Source organism: Brachybacterium ginsengisoli (assembly GCF_002407065.1).
Classification (GTDB): domain Bacteria; phylum Actinomycetota; class Actinomycetes; order Actinomycetales; family Dermabacteraceae; genus Brachybacterium; species Brachybacterium ginsengisoli.
Genome location: NZ_CP023564.1, coordinates 765,824 through 780,201, shown reverse-complemented (window position 1 = coordinate 780,201; position 14,378 = coordinate 765,824). Strand labels below are relative to the sequence as shown.

At 72.2% G+C, this 14,378-nt stretch carries 9 protein-coding genes; 1 reads left to right on the top strand and 8 read right to left on the bottom strand.

All coding sequences use genetic code 11. From position 1 onward, the window contains the following. Positions 1–101: 101 nt before the first annotated feature. From CFK41_RS03305 to CFK41_RS03290, 4 genes are all read right to left on the bottom strand, one after another. Positions 102–905, bottom strand: coding sequence for a polysaccharide pyruvyl transferase family protein (locus tag CFK41_RS03305; RefSeq protein ID WP_151904660.1), 804 nt, complete (start codon positions 903–905; stop codon positions 102–104). Then, positions 905–2,920: a glycosyltransferase family 2 protein gene (locus CFK41_RS03300; RefSeq protein ID WP_096798388.1), complete on the bottom strand. Its 2,016-nt coding sequence runs from the start codon at positions 2,918–2,920 to the stop codon at positions 905–907. Before CFK41_RS03300 ends, CFK41_RS03305 begins: the two co-directional genes overlap by 1 nt. Positions 2,921–3,047: 127 nt before the next feature. Beyond that, positions 3,048–4,790, bottom strand: coding sequence for a CDP-glycerol glycerophosphotransferase family protein (locus tag CFK41_RS03295; protein WP_096798387.1), 1,743 nt, complete (start codon positions 4,788–4,790; stop codon positions 3,048–3,050). 186 nt (positions 4,791–4,976) lie between these two features. Next, positions 4,977–7,070, bottom strand: a complete 2,094-nt coding sequence (locus CFK41_RS03290; protein ID WP_096798386.1) for a glycosyltransferase family 2 protein — start codon at positions 7,068–7,070, stop codon at positions 4,977–4,979. A gap of 366 nt (positions 7,071–7,436) precedes the next feature. On the opposite strand from CFK41_RS03290, the gene CFK41_RS03285 reads away from it, so the two are divergent. Next, positions 7,437–9,296: a CDP-glycerol glycerophosphotransferase family protein gene (locus tag CFK41_RS03285; protein WP_096798385.1), complete on the top strand. Its 1,860-nt coding sequence runs from the start codon at positions 7,437–7,439 to the stop codon at positions 9,294–9,296. A 19-nt stretch (positions 9,297–9,315) separates the two neighbouring features. Here CFK41_RS03285 and CFK41_RS03280 read toward each other — a convergent pair whose 3' ends face one another. From CFK41_RS03280 to CFK41_RS03265, 4 genes are all read right to left on the bottom strand, one after another. Beyond that, positions 9,316–11,232 carry an SIP domain-containing protein gene (locus CFK41_RS03280; protein WP_096798384.1) on the bottom strand — a complete coding sequence of 639 codons (1,917 nt, stop codon included), beginning with the start codon at positions 11,230–11,232 and terminating at the stop codon, positions 9,316–9,318. Positions 11,233–11,236: 4 nt separating this feature from the next. After that, positions 11,237–12,214, bottom strand: coding sequence for a FecCD family ABC transporter permease (locus CFK41_RS03275; RefSeq protein ID WP_096800916.1), 978 nt, complete (start codon positions 12,212–12,214; stop codon positions 11,237–11,239). Between the two features lie 74 nt (positions 12,215–12,288). After that, complete coding sequence (locus tag CFK41_RS03270; protein ID WP_096798383.1) at positions 12,289–13,284, bottom strand: FecCD family ABC transporter permease; 996 nt, start codon at positions 13,282–13,284, stop codon at positions 12,289–12,291. 9 nt (positions 13,285–13,293) lie between these two features. Further along, entirely contained in the window at positions 13,294–14,328 is a 1,035-nt protein-coding gene (locus CFK41_RS03265; protein ID WP_096798382.1) for an ABC transporter substrate-binding protein, read from the bottom strand. Positions 14,329–14,378 lie beyond the last annotated feature (50 nt).

Below are 14,378 nucleotides of genomic sequence, written 5' to 3'. Positions count from 1 at the left end.
GCCGCGGGTCCGCAACCTGCCGTTCATCATAACGACGCGCGCCGTTCGTCCATGATCGGCGCGACCCACCTCACGGGACGGATCCGCCACCGACCGTGCGCTCAGATCTCCTGCAGGGCGGTCACCAGGCCCTGCTGGAGGTCCTGCAGCCCCGTGGGCTCCGCGTACCCGTCCACCACCGCGTCGATGACCGCGGTCAGCGAGGCCGGGCCGCCGGTGGGCACCTGGTACTCGCGGTAGCGATCCGCGACGGGGTAGGCGGAGTAGTAGTCGTGGAACTTGTACAGACCGCCCTTGAGCTTGTCCCCGAGACGGATGTGGGCGTTGGGGACGCCGAGGGAGTCGGAGAAGATCAGCCCGTGCAAGCTGGAGGAGATCACGGCGTCGCAGGAGGCGATCTCTCGCGCCACCTCCTGCGGCGTCCAGGCCACGTCGATCACCCGCACCCCGGATCCGAGCGAGCGCATCTTCTCGACCACGGGGGACTTCGCGTCGTGGTAGTGCGGGATGACGCCGAGCGAGTAGCGCTTCTTCACCGTGCCGTCCACGAGCAGGGGCGCGAGGATCCCCGGGTCGCCGAGGGCGATCGGCCGGTCGGCGAGGTTCTGGACCCGTCCCAGCGTGGACCGGCCGCGCACGGCGAGCAGGTCGAGCTCCACGGGCTCCTCCCCCACAGCCTGTGCGCTGATGAAGCCGCTCCCCCAGAGACGGGGCTGGTTCCCCTTCTGCTTGCGCAGGACCATCTGCACCACCGACCCGGCACCCACCAGGTCGCAGCGGTCCATCGCGGACCAGACGACACGGCGCCCGGTGAGGCGCTCGACCAGCGGCGGGGTGAGCTCGTCGCCGAAGTTCAGCCGGTGCGGGAACTTCCACCGCCACCAGAAGGTCCTGATCGGCGCCATCACGCCCTCCGCTCGCGGACGGTGCGGACCGCGCGGGTCAGGGCCGGGCCCAGGACGGGCACCGACTTGACCGCGGGGACGACCCGCTCGCGCAGGCTCGTCGGCGCCGCGCCCGGCGTGCGGATGCCCGGCAGGGGGCGACGGTCGCGTCCGCTCTCGGACGGGGAGGTGACGAGCAGCCCGCCCTCCTCGGTCGTGGCGAGCCCGAACCCGGTGACCCGGGCGGGCCAGTGCTCGGCGCCGGTCACGGGTAGCGGGGCGCTCGCCCCGCCGAGCACCGAGGTGACGGTCAGCGTCGCGCCGATCTCGCGGGCGCCCACCGGGAGGCGCAGGCCCAGCAGCCGGTCCCCGAGCTGCTGCAGGGGCAGCAGCTGGCGCCCGCCGTGCTGCGGGATGCCGCTGAGGTGCGCGAAGAACTCGTCCCCGGCCTGGGGTGCGGCCGAGAGCTGCACCAGGAGCAGCGCGCGCCCGTTCTCGTCGGGCACGAGGCCCAGCGCCCGGGCGACGGCCAGGTTCGGGTGGAGCACGTTGCCGCTGTCGATCGAGAGGTTGCCGGGCCCCTGGGTGAAGTAGGCGAGCACCCTCTCCTGCGCCGGCAGGTCGCCTCCGAGGTTGGAGATCCCCTCCGGCGGGATCGATCGGGCGCGCTCGGACCCCAGGCGGATCTGCTTCTCCCAGTCGCCGAAGCGCACCACGACGAAGAGGTCCCAGATGCCGCGGGACAGGCCGTCGTGCTCGGCGGTGATCGCGAAGGAGCGAGCGCCGGGCGTGAGGTCCTGGGAGGTGGTGCGGAGCTCCTCGACGGTCTCCTGCCCGCGCAGCCGCGCGCGCAGTCCCAGCTCCTCCGGGCTGCCGTCGAGGTCCGGGATCCGCACGCTCGCGGAGACGGTCAGAGCGGTGCCCTCGAGACGCACGTCCTCGAGGCGGCAGGCCATCTTCGGCGAGGGGACCACACGGTCCAGCGGCGGCACGAGCGGCTCGAGCTCGGCCGGGAGCCGGCGCACGAACTGCCCGTCCTGCCAGCCGATGCGCCGCGGCGCCCCCTCGGCGAGGTGATCGCAGTAGGCCTGGAGGGAGTCGAGGTCCCCGCTGTGCAGCAGGTCGAGCTGGGCTCGGATGTCCACCTCGATGACCTTCCGGACGCCGTCGGTGTACAGCGGCGCGAGCTCGTCGCGGAACACCTCGACCAGACGGCTCTGCTCCGCGCGGTCCAGCGAGGTCCAGCGGGAGTCCAGCGCCCGCTTCATCGTCCAGCCGAAGGGCCGCTTCAGGAGGGAGTCGCGCAGCTCTCCGGGCTCGGTGTGCTCCGCGATCGCCTGGGCGAGACGGACGGCCATGATGAGCTGGGACTCCGCGGTCCGGGCGGTGAGGGTGAGGTTGCTGCCGTCCTCCCGGTGCCGGATGACGTAGTACTCCTTGTCCGCGAGGATCGAGATCTTCCGCGCCGAGAGGTACACCGCCGCCATGAACGGCTGGTCCTCCCCGATCTTCTGGTCCTCGGGGAAGCGCAGGCCCAGGCGCTCGATGAGCTCACGACGGATGAGCTTGGTGGGCCCGAGCGTGTTGAAGACCTTGTCCTCCACGAGATCGGCGTCCAGCACGGTCCGGGAGAACATCGAGGTGGGGACGTTCCGACCGTCGGAGCTGCCGAGCTTGCCGAGCACCACGTCGGAGCCCTCGTCCTGCGCCGTCTGCACCATCGTGCGCAGCGCGTCGGGCGTGAGCCGGTCGTCGGAGTCGAGGAAGAAGAGGAACTCCCCGCGGGCGCGGCCGATCGCCGGGTTCCGACCGCCGCCGGGCGTGCCGGAGTTCTCCTGGGTGATGACCGTCATCCTCGGGTCCTCGGCGGCCAGCTCGGCGAGGACCTCATCGCTGCCGTCGGTGGAGCCGTCGTCGACCGCGAGGATCTCCACCGCCTCGGGATCGATGGTCTGGTCCCGCACGGACTGCACGGCGTCGCGCACGTAGTCCACGGAGTTGTACACCGGGACGATCACGGAGACCTGAGGGGTCATGAGCTGGGGACCTCTTCTGTCGGGCCGACGGGGCGGTCGCGGGCGGGCGGCCGCAGTGGCGGGAAGCGTAGCACCGGGGGTCCCCGGTGCCGGGAGGTGGGAGCGGGGGCGGGCGTCGGGCGGACGCTCAGCGCACCTGCGGGGTCAGGGGCTCCGCGTCCAGCGCGGGGATGCCGAGCTCCTCGCGGGCCGTGTCGACGAACCGCTGCGCATAGTTCTCGCGCGGGATGTCGCCGAGGTAGTAGGTCGCCCAGCGGTGCCGCTCCTCGCGATGCGGGTCGGTCTCGAGCAGGCGGTCGAGCGTGGACTCGAGGCCCTCGAGCTCGCCGTCGCGGGCGACCAGCACATAGGCGGCGCGCGCCATCGGGAACTGCTCGACGAACTCCTCGGCACCCGTGCGGGGCGAGACCATTCCCAGCGGCTTGCCGGAGTGGAGGAAGTCGCCCACGACGGCGGAGACGTCGGAGATCATCGCGTCTGAGGCGTTGAAGCAGTCCACCACGCTCATCTCGCGCTCGGCGACCTCGCCGAAGAGATGCTCCCGACCGGACGCCTCGGCATCCGCGGCGAGCATCTCCCGGATCGTGCTCGAGGCCTCGCGCAGCTGGGGCGAGCGGCTGCTGTAGGGGTGGGGGCGGAACACGACCCGGCATCCGCGATCGAGCAGCGACCGGACGATCTCGGGACCGGCGAGCAGGGAGGAGTAGTTGGTCTCCTCCTGGTAGCCGAGCCAGGTGGGCGCGTACAGCACGGTGCGGTCGGGGAGCTCGCCGATGGGTCCGCGCTCCTCGGCGACATCCTCCACCTGCGGCCGGCCCACGATCCGGAAGATCTCCCGCGGCATCGGCACCCCGAAGGTCTCGAAGCGGTCGATCGCCGCCTGACCGGCCACGAAGTCCCGGTCGTACATGCGGATGATCGGAGTGGCGCTCGCGGCCTTGTCCGACTCGCCGTGGAGCAGCTGGATGTGGGTCAGCTGCGAGTAGCGGATCATGTGGTTGTTCCGCATCGCGTTGTTGACGTAGAAGACTCCGCGCGCCGAGGGCACGATCAGGTCGTCGAGGTCGGTCAGGGAGCGGCGGAGGATCACGGGATGGTCGGTCGCCGCCCGGAGCTGCCGGAACGACGGCACGGTCCGGGTGACGAGCACGAAGGGGACCCCGAGGCGCTCGAGGTACGGCAGCCACATGGTGACCTGGAAGGCCGACTTCGGCGGGGCGTGCCAGTACACGTAGAAGACGGGCGCCAGCTCCTCGAGGATCTGGGGCAGGTGCTCCTGGAACCGGAGGCGGTCGCGGATGCCGATCGCGGTGTCGAGGAGGGCGACCGCGAGCGCCACGGCCGTCGCGAGGGCGAGCACCAGCGCGAGGATCAGCAGCGGCGTGGGCGCGAGGCTCGCCAGGATCATCACCAGCACGGCCGCCACGCCCAGGGGGTAGGCGATGCCGTAGCGGAACGCCGGGCCGGGGCGCGAGGTGTCCGAGGGCATGTTGGCCGCGTAGGGGATCGAGAACCGGCTCAGCGCGCTGAGCACCGGCTCGAGGGCGATGGCGATCACGAGCAGGAGGCTGGCGGAGATCCCGAGGATCTCGAGCCGGTCGATCGCGTTCAGCTGGACCACCGCCGCGACCACCAGGAGGTAGCGCGCGGTGACATAGCGGCCGATGCCGCCCACGCGACCCGGTGCCCGCAGGAGGGCGCGTCGCTGCCGCCACATGATGATCAGCAGCGGGATCAGGGCCAGCAGGACGGTCGGCAGCGCGCCGTCCAGGACGACCGTGCTCACCGCCGCGAGCGCGGCCAGCGTGTTGACGACCACGGACCAGATGGACAGCATCTTCGCGATCTTGGCGATGCCGAAGGAGGACACAGGCTCTACCTCTTGCCGCTGAGGGGATATGCCGAGGAGGCATCAGGGGTCGGTTGATCCTGCCATGGTCCCCGGCGCGGGGGCATCTCCGCCCCGGTGGCGCGGACCGGAGTCACACGGGGCGCGTGAGCTGGAGCACCGGCGCCCCGCACGGCCGAGGGCATCCACGAGGGCGGAGAGCGCTCCTCAGGAGCGGCCGCCGAGGAGTCGTGCGGCGGCCGATCGCGCCCGTCGGGCGGTGCTGCCCGCGGCCTTCCGGGAGGCGGTCGCGGCGGAGGCGATCACTGCGGAGGCGGACGCCGCGGAGGCGGACGCTGAGGAGGCGGGCGGCAGGGGGCCGGAGCCCCCGTCGGCGCCGAGGACCTCCACCCATCCGTCCTCCCGCTCCTGCAGGCCGAAGCCTGCCGACGCCTCGGGCCAGTGCGCGATCCCGGTGATCGGCAGCGTGCTGCGGATCCCCCCGAGCACCGCCGACACCCGCACCGAGGTGCCGGCCGTGCTCGCGGAGATCGGCAGCCGCAGTCCGATCAGACGATCCCCGAGCCGCAGCGGCGGCAGGTCCTGCTTCGCCGCGGCACGGCCGCTCCCCGAGAGCTCGGCGCTGTAGGCATCACCGGGCTGCGGCTCCCGGCTGGTCCGCACCAGCAGCAGCACCGCCCCGTCCTCGCCGGGCAGGAGGCCCTCCCCCCGTGCCAGGGCGAGGTTCCGATGGAGGACGGCCCCGCTGTCGATCGACAGGTTGCCCTGGCCCTTGGTGAAGTAGGCGAGCAGGCGGTCCTCCGCCTCCGGGTCGTCGGCGAGGTTCGAGGCCCCGTCGGGATCGATCGCCGGGGAGCGGTCCGCCCCGATCCGGATCTCCTTCGTCAGACCCGCGGCGCGCTCCGGATCAGCGGCGCCGTCGGGCCCGTCGTCGCCGTCGGGCCCGACGAACCGCAGCACCGCGTACAGGTCCCAGACGCCGCGCGGCAGGCGGTCCGCCCGGCCTCGCACGAGGAAGCCGCCCGACGGCGCCGCGAGGTCAGTCCGCAGGATCTCGAGGTCGCGGACGTCCTCGCCGCCGCGCAGCCGCAGCCGGAGGCCCAGGGCGTCGGGCGCCCCCTCGAGACCCGGGATCGTCAGCGTGGCCGCCACCGAGACGGAGGCCCGCTCCACCGCCAGGTCCTCGAGCCGTCCGGTCGCCTTGGGGAGGGCGGTCCGGCGCAGATCCTCGGAGACGAGCCCGTCGATCTCCGCGGGCACGACGCGCCGGAACCCCTCCCCGTCCCAGGAGACGGGGAAGGACTTGGACTCCACGACGTGCTGGATCACCAGGGCGAGGCCGTCGAGGTCGCCCGCCAGGAGCAGATCGAGCTTGGCCGACATCTCGAGGGGCAGGGCCGTCCGCAGCCGTTCGGTGTAGAGGTGCCCGACCGCCGAGCGGATCTCCTCCGCAAGGGCCTCCTGCGCGGGGCGCTCCATGGCGAGCCACCGAGTGCCGAGCGCTCCGGCCAGCGGTCGGCGGAAGGGTCGCAGGAGCAGCGCGTCCCTCCGGGGGCCGGGCTCGGTGTACTGCTCCACCACGGCGGCCACCCGCATCGCCACGATCGCGAAGGAGGCGGAGTCCCGCGAGGCGAGGGTCATGTTGGCGCCGTCGGTGCGGTACCGGGTGAGGTAGTAGTCGGTGTCGGCGAGGACCGAGATCCGGGAGGCGTTGAGGTAGACGGCGGCCATGAACGGCTGGTCCTCCCCCACGGTCTGGTCCGTCGGGAACCGGAGCCCGAGCCGCTCCACCAGCTCGCGACGGATCAGCTTGGTCGGTCCCAGGGTCTGGAAGATCCTGTCCTTGAGGAGGTCGGCGTCGAGGACCGTCCTGGTGAACATGCTCGAGGGCACCCGGCGTCCGTCGGTGCTGCCCAGCCGGCCCAGCACCACGTCGGAGCCCTGTTCGATCGCGACGTCGACCATGCGCTCGAGCGACCCCTCGGGCAGCAGGTCGTCGGAGTCCAGGAAGAACAGGAAGGTCCCCCGGGCGGCACCGATGCCCGGGTTGCGACCCCCTCCGGGCGTCCCCGAGTTCTCCTGGGTGATCAGGGTGATCCGCGGGTCCTCCCGCGCGAGCTCCGCGATGACCGCACCGCTGCCGTCGGTCGATCCGTCGTCGACGACGATCAGCTCGAGACGCTCGGGCGCGATGGTCTGCGCGAGGACCGATCGGATCGCCTCCCCCACGTAGTCCTCCGCGTTGTACGCGGGGATGACCACGGAGACGTCCGGGACAGGGCGGGCATCGGGATCGCGCATCGGGCACCTCGTGCAGATCTCGGAGGGGGCGCCGCGGATCCGCGGGGCCGGACCGCGGGCCGAGCGGGAGGATCCGGGGATCCGACCGCCGCACCGCCGTCGGGGAGGAATCTATCAACGCGGGGTCCGTCGCGGCCGACGGGACGGCGCCGGGGCGTGTGCCCTCGTTCCCCGAACGTCGACCGACGATGCCTCGGCTCCGCGCAACGCCCCGAATCGCCCATATGCGGCGATACACCTCCCCTGATCCGTACAGTGGATCTGTGGCGGGGGCCTGTTCGACATCGAGGGGACCTCACCGCATCCGGGATCGCCGCTCCCCGCGCGGTGCCGGCGACAGGACCCATGCGAAGGAGCAGGGAGCAGATGAGCGAGACCGCGAGCCCGACGACAGGATCCGGGCATCGGATGACGGTGCCCTGGGCGCGGATGGTGAGCCTGCGCCGGCGCCTCACCCAGACGGTCTTCGCCCTCCTCCCCCTGGTGCTGCTCGCGGCGGGGCTCCCGCCGGTTCTGGCCGTGCTGCCGGCCGCCTATCCCCTGTTCATCCTCATCCGGCGCGGCGTGCGGCGGCTGCGCCAGCATGTGACCCGCGCCGGCCTGACCGGCGAGCACGGGATCCGCCTCCTGCTCGGCCTGCTCCCGCTCAGCGTCGCCTGGTCGCTGAGCACCGCGGGGCCGATCGGGTGGATCGCCCTGTCGCTGTTCGCCGTGCTCCCGCTCGCCGAGCTGGTCGTCACCCGGGTCGCCCCGGGCCGCAAGCTCCGCGTGAGCAACCTGCCGGGCATCCAGGACACCCGCCCGCCGAAGTTCGCGGTGAACCTGGTGCTGGTCCTCGACCTCTCGGTGACCGTCCTGGCGACCCTCCTGCTGCTGGTCGGCGTCCCCGCGGGCGCGCTGATGATCCTGCCGCTGATCGCCCTGGGGCTGGCCGGCGCCTCCGCGCTGGACTCCTACCGCCGGATCCGCGAGTCGGTGGACTCGGACAACGGGCTCTACGCGGCCGTGGAGGCCTACGATCCCCGGTTCGTCCTCTACTACGGCGTGCCCTCCGGCTCCGCCTACCAGGTCGGCATGTGGATCGAGCATCTCGAGCGGATCGGCGAGAAGTTCATCGTGGTGCTGCGCCGTACCTCGGCGTTCCGCGAGATCTCGAGGCTCACCGATGCGCCCGTCGTGGTGCGCACGAACATCTGGCAGCTCGATGACGTCATCACCCCGCAGATGACCACCGCGTTCTACGTCAACAACTCCGCGCCCAACGTCCACCTGGTGCGCTACCCCCACATGACCCATGTCCAGCTGCTGCACGGCGACAGCGACAAGGCCTCGAGCTTCAACCCCGTCACCGCGCTGTACGACCGGATCTTCGTGGCCGGCCAGGCGGCGATCGACCGCTACGAGAACAACGGCGTGCTCATCCCGGCGGAGAAGTTCACCATCGTGGGCCGTCCCCAGGTGGAGACGGTCGAGCAGCAGGGCCCGCAGAACCTGCCCGTCCGCACCGTGCTCTACGCACCCACCTGGGAGGGCCACTACGCGGACACCAACTACGGCTCCCTCCCCGTCGGTCCCGACCTGGTGCGAGCGCTCCTGGCGCGCGGCATGCGGGTCGTCTTCCGACCGCACCCCTTCAGCTACCGGAACCCGGAGGCGACCGCGAAGATCCGCGAGATCCATCAGCTGCTCGCGGAGTCGGTGGCCGCCGGCGGCCCCGAGCACCTGTACCGGGCCGCCGCGGAGAAGCATCTGGACGCCTTCGGATGCTTCAACGCCGCCGACGCGATGATCTCCGACGTCTCCTCCGTGGTCCCGGACTTCCTCTACTCGGGCAAGCCGTACGGCCTGATCACGATGACCTCGACGGTCGAGGAGTTCGAGCGGGCGTTCCCGCTCGCACGCTCCGCGTACGTCATGACCCGTGGGCTGGAGAACCTCGAGGACGCTCTCGAGGAGCTGCTGGTGACCGACACCAAGGCGGATCTGCGCCGGTCCACCCGCGAGTACTACCTGGGCCCCTTCGCCCCCGAGAACTATGCCGATGCCTTCCTCGACGCCGCCCGGCAGGTGGTCCGGGTGGATCGCAAGCCCGTCACCGCGATGGATGCGTCGATCGACGAGGACGACAACGGCGGGGCAGGGCACGCCGATGACGAGACGGCCGCCGCCGTCGCGGACGGCGACGCCGAAGCGGCGCTCGAGGAGCACCTCCTCGAGGAGCGGTGACCCCTCCCCCGTCGGGAGCTCAGTGCTCGGGTCGGCCCAGTCGCCAGTAGCCCATGAAGGAGACCTGCTTGCGGTCCAGCCCCAGCTCGCTGACCAGGTGGCGGCGCAGGGTCTTGATCACGCCGGCCTCCCCCGCGAGCCAGGCGTAGAACGTGCCGTGGCCGGTGGTGGTCTCCCACAGGATCGTCTCGTCGACGTCGACGTCCTCGAGCTCCTGCGGCTCCTGCGGCTCCTGTGGGGCGGTATCGGCCGCGGTGTCCCGGAAGGCCTGCGCGTTCTCGCTCATCACGCGGCGCACCGCGGCGTCGAGCAGCTCGCCGTGCGGGCGCCCCTCGCGAGGCAGCCAGGTCACCTGCACCCCCGAGCGGCTGAGCAGGGCCTGCTCGTCCTCGGCGTGCGGCACCTCGAGCAGGGCGTGGCCGGTGATCGAGTCGGGCAGGGCCTCGAGGATCGAGCCGATCGCGGGGACCGCGGTCTCGTCGCCCACCAGCAGCACCGTGCGGGCGGAGCCGGGACGGAACTCGATGCCGCCGTACTCCGGTCCCACCAGGTGACGGTTGGGGCCCAGCAGGGTGATGCTGTCCCCCACCTGCGCGTCCCGGGCCCAGCGCGAGGCGACGCCCTGACCGGGGACCTCGACGGGGTCGAGATGCAGCACCATGTCGATGTCGATCTCGGGGTGCTCGGTGATGTTGCCGGGATGGCCGGCGGCCCGCTGCTCACGCACTGTGTAGGTGCGCATCCAGCCGCGGTCGGCCGGATCGATCTGGAGCCAGGTGCGGTACCACTCGGTCTGCGTCTCGGGGTCGAGCAGCCCGCCGGGACGCACCGGGGCGAAGTGGTCGCCGCTGGGACGGGTCCCGGGCACGATGAGCTTCACCCGCAGGTCCAGCGGGTGGGAGCCGGTGCCGAAGTGCTCGAGATCTGGACCGGCGAGGGTGAACCGCACCAGAGAGGGGCACAGGGCGCGGCGCCCGGCGACGGTGAGGTCGAGGGCGAGCATGCTCGAGTGCTCGAGCGCGGGCACGAGGGCGGCCCCGCTGGTCGTGGCGGCGGCGTCGCTGCTCGATGCGGCGGTCTCGGTGGTCGTCGCGGTGCTCGCGGCGGTGGCGGTGGGCACGGGATCCTCCTGGGGTCGGTGGGGTGCGGCGGTGCGGTCCCGTCCCAGCGGCAGCACCATCGGGGTGCCGGTGACGGGGTCGGGGGCGATATGGGCGTCCAGGGCGAAGACCTCGTGGGCCATCTGCTCGGTGATGACCTCGGACGGGGACCCCTGGGAGTGGATCTCGCCGGAGCGGACGGCGATCAGGTGGTCGGCGTAGCGCGCGGCGAGGTTGAGGTCGTGCAGCACGATGCCCACGGTGATGCCGCGCTCGCGGTTCAGGTCGCGGACAACGTCGAGCACCTCGAGCTGGTGGGTGACGTCGAGGTAGGTGGTGGGCTCGTCCAGCAGCAGCACCTCGGTCTGCTGGGCGAGGGCCATCGCGATCCACACCCGCTGGCGCTGGCCGCCGGAGAGCTCCTCGAGCAGCCGGTCCTGGAGCACGTCGGTGCGAGTGGCGGCGAGCGCCTCGGCCACGGCCCGCTCGTCCTGCTCCGACCACTGCGGGATCAGCCCCTGGTGGGGGAAGCGGCCGCGGGAGACGAGCTCGCGCACCGTGACGCCGTCGGGCGCCACCGGGGTCTGCGGGAGCAGCCCGAGGCGACGGGCGAGCTCCTTGCCGCGCAGCGAGTGGAGGTCCCGACCGTCCAGCAGCACACCGCCGCTGGTGGGGGTGAGCAGGCGCGAGAGACCGCGCAGCAGGGTCGACTTCCCGCTGCCGTTCGCGCCCACGATGATCGTGATCTGTCCTTCGGGCAGCGTCAGCGAGAGGTCGCGGACGACCTCCCGGCGGTCGTACGCCAGGTGCAGGTGCTGGGCTTCGATCAGTGCCATGGGGTCACCTTCCGGATCCGGAGGTCGAGGTGCGGGCGATCATCCACAGGAGGACGGGGGCCCCGAGCGCGCCGGTGACGACGCCCGCGGGCAGCTCGGTGCCGGGGATGAGGTTCTGCCCGATGACGTCGGCGAGCAGCACGATCACGGCTCCCACCACGGCGGCGAGCGGGAAGCTGGGACGGCCTGCGAGACGCTGGGCGATCGGCCCGGCGAGGAAGGCCACGAAGGAGAGGGGCCCGGTGACCGCGACCGTGAGCGCGGTCAGCGCCACCGCCACCAGGACCAGCGCCACCCGGGTGCGGGGCACCGGAAGACCGAGGCTGGTGGCGGTGTCGTCGCCGAGCTGCAGGATCCTCAGCCTCGTCACCAGCAGCGCCAGCACCGGGACCAGCACCAGCAGCGCCCCGCCCAGCACGGCGGCGCGGTCCCAGGTGGAGGAGGAGAGGGAGCCGATCAGCCAGTGCAGCGCGTCGCCTGCGGACTGCAGGGACAGCCTCGTGAGCAGGTAGGAGATGAGGGCGCTGAGGGCCGCCGCGACCCCGATCCCGACCAGCACGAACCGGTTGTCCGCACCGCCCGAGGCTCCCGGCCCACCGGCTCCGGAGACCAGCAGCAGCAGTCCGGCGGTGGCGAGACCTCCCAGCAGGGCGCACCAGAACAGGGCCCGTCCGTCGGCTCCGAGGAACGCCATGGCCAGCACGGCTCCGGCCGAGGAGCCGAGGGTCACGCCGATCACGTCGGGGCTGGCCAGCGGGTTGCGCAGGAGCGTCTGGAACACGGTGCCGGAGAGTCCGAAGGAGACGCCGGCGAGGAGCGCGACGACGGCGGCGGGCAGGCGGTGGTCGACCACGATGAAGGAGTATCCGGGGACCACCTCCCCGCTGATCGCCCGCAGCGCGAGGTCGATCGGGACCATCGGGGTGCCCACCAGCACCCGCACCAGGAGCAGGGCGAGCAGCAGCAGGCCGGTGCCCGCCATGACCAGGGCGGTGCGGCGGGAGCGGGGGGTGCGCAGCAGCCGCGGCGAGCGGCGCGAGGTCACGCGCTGAGCGGTCACAGTCCCACCTGCCGTCGGGTGCGCAGGAGGACCACGAACACCGGTACGCCCAGGAGGGCGGTCATGACGCCGACCTGCACCTCGGCCGGCGGAGCGATCACGCGGCCCACGGTGTCGGCCACCAGGATCAGCACGGGCCCGCCCAGCAGGCACACCGGCACGATCCGCCGATAGTCGCCGCCCACCAGGAGCCGGGCGGCATGCGGGACCACCAGTCCCAGGAACCCGATCGGTCCGGCGAGGGCGACGGCCGCGCCGCACAGCAGGATGATCGCCGCGCCGAGCAGCATCCGGGCGCGCCCCACCTTCACCCCGAGGCCCACGGCGGCGTCGTCTCCGAGTGCGAGGGCGTTCAGCACGCCGGCCGCCAGCAGGATCACCACGGCGCCCACGGCCATCAGGCCCCCGACGCCGGCGATGTCCCGGAGGCTGCGCGCCCCGAGGGTGCCCACCTGCCAGAACCGCAGCCGGTCCAGCGAGGAGTCGTCGACCATGACCAGGGCGTTGATGAGCGATCCGAGCCCCGCGGTGAGCGCCGCGCCGGCCAGGGCGAGCTTGACGGGGGTCGCCCCGTCGCGGCCGAGGGAGGCGACGGCGTAGACCGCGACCGTCCCCAGGCCGGCGCCGAGCAGGGCGAGCCCCATGAACTGGGCCACGCGGGAGGCGTCCAGGAGGTACACCCCGAGCACCACCGCGGTGGTCGCCCCGGCGTTGATCCCGAGGATCCCGGGATCGGCCAGCGGGTTGCGGGTCATCCCCTGCATCGCGGCTCCGGCGACGGCGAGCGCCGCACCGACGGCGACCCCTGCAGCGGTGCGCAGCAGGCGTGACTGGATCACGGCGTGGTCCGCGAGCGCGCCGTCATGGGAGCGCAGCGCCTCCATCACGGTGCCCGGGGACACCGTGCGGGCCCCGACCATGAGGGAGAGCAGGCACGCGAGCGCGAGGGCGAGCACGCCCCCGGCGATCACGAGCGGGGTGGACCGTCTCACGAGATGCGGTCAGCCCCGAACGCTCTGGGCGACCTCGACGACCGTGGGCACGAAGTTCTCCAGGGCCCACGGCAGGCTCAGGGCGTTGGCCGCCGAGATCGACAGGGTGAGGTGGTCGTCGTCCGTGAGCACCACTCCCCCGGCGGCCACGGCGGGGATCTGGGCGAACAGCGGGTTCGCCCGGAAGTCCTCGACGGTGGTGCCCGGGGCGGCCCAGGAGTAGAAGAGGTCGGAGTCCAGCTCGTCGGCCCGCTCGGGGGACCAGTCGATGAAGAAGGTCTCCTCGCCCTCGGTGTTCTCGGTGACCACGTCGGCCTGGGTCATCCCGAGCGCCGTGAAGAACCGCGGGCGGGTGTCCTCCCCGACATAGAGCGAGATGGTGTTGTCGGTCAGGCCCAGGGTGCCGGCGATGAAGGTGGCGCCCTCGATCGCGGGGTTCTCCGCCCCGACCGCGGCGAGGTCGCCGGTGATCTTCTCGGCCAGCTCCGCCGCCTCGTCGGCGAGGTCGGTCGCGGCACCCACGGCGGCCAGGACGTCCTCCCAGGAGGCCGTGTAGTTCGGTGCCAGCGGGCCGATGGTGGGGGCGATCCTGCTGAGCTGCTCGTACTCCTCCTTGGTGATGCCGGAGTACGCGGCGACGATGAGGTCCGGGACCAGTGCGGCCATCTCGTCGACGTTGATGCCATCGGTCTCGTCGTACGTGACCGGTGCCTTGTCGGTGTCCCAGCCGGCGCCGAGCTCGTCGAGCTTCGCGTCGATCCAGTCGGTCGAGCCGTTGTCGTTCCCTCCCCAGGTCACCGTCGGCATCCCGGCGGGGACCACGCCGAGGGCGAGGAGGGTGTCCGCGTTGACCCAGGAGACGGTGACGATCGTGGTCGGCTTCTTCTCCAGCACGGTCTCGCCGTAGATGTGCGTGATGGTCGCGTGGAACGACTGGGCATCGCCCTTGTCCTCGGCGGCACCGGTGGGGTCTCCGGAGCAGGACGCCAGCGCGGGCACGGCGAGGACGGACAGGGCGACGAGCGCGCGACGGGAGAGCGTCACAGCGGAACCTCCGGGGTCGGGACCGTCGAGACTCGACGGTTAGGCGAGCC

What these genes read in the sequence shown, in the direction of transcription:
- CFK41_RS03305 (WP_151904660.1), bottom strand. Translation starts at nt 905, where the DNA reads ATGGCGCCGATCAGGACCTTCTGGTGGCGGTGGAAGTTCCCGCACCGG.
- CFK41_RS03300 (WP_096798388.1), bottom strand. Translation starts at nt 2,920, where the DNA reads ATGACCCCTCAGGTCTCCGTGATCGTCCCGGTGTACAACTCCGTGGAC.
- CFK41_RS03280 (WP_096798384.1), bottom strand. Translation starts at nt 11,232, where the DNA reads ATGGCACTGATCGAAGCCCAGCACCTGCACCTGGCGTACGACCGCCGG.
- CFK41_RS03285 (WP_096798385.1), top strand. Translation starts at nt 7,437, where the DNA reads ATGAGCGAGACCGCGAGCCCGACGACAGGATCCGGGCATCGGATGACG.
- CFK41_RS03290 (WP_096798386.1), bottom strand. Translation starts at nt 7,070, where the DNA reads ATGCGCGATCCCGATGCCCGCCCTGTCCCGGACGTCTCCGTGGTCATC.
- CFK41_RS03275 (WP_096800916.1), bottom strand. Translation starts at nt 12,214, where the DNA reads ATGGCGGGCACCGGCCTGCTGCTGCTCGCCCTGCTCCTGGTGCGGGTG.